Raw genomic sequence first — 255 nt, 5'->3', positions numbered from 1 at the left:
CACAAAAACGGGTGGTGTTATGGGACCCGGGCCGAACGATAAGGGTGCCTCACGCGGACACATCATGGATTCAGTGCAGCGAAGCCTGGAACGACTGCAGGTCGATTATATTGATCTGTACCAGATATATGCGAGTGATCCGATCACACCCATAGAAGAGACACTGCGTGCTCTTGACGATCTCACACGACAGGGACTGGTCCGCTATGTTGGTGTATCGAACTGGTCCGCAGGCAGGCTGGGTAAATCGCTTGG

The 255-nt window shown here is 53.7% G+C and carries 1 protein-coding gene; it reads left to right on the top strand.

Annotation, left to right across the window (positions count from 1 at the left end):
* On the top strand, positions 1–255 hold a 255-nt coding region (locus AC0T7J_RS25635; protein WP_473798643.1), incomplete at both ends, for an aldo/keto reductase.

The sequence above is a fragment of the Pantoea sp. E956-1 genome, from assembly GCF_982223955.1.
The sequence above is the reverse complement of the archived record's forward strand: the minus strand, read 5'-3'. Positions and strand labels throughout refer to the sequence as shown.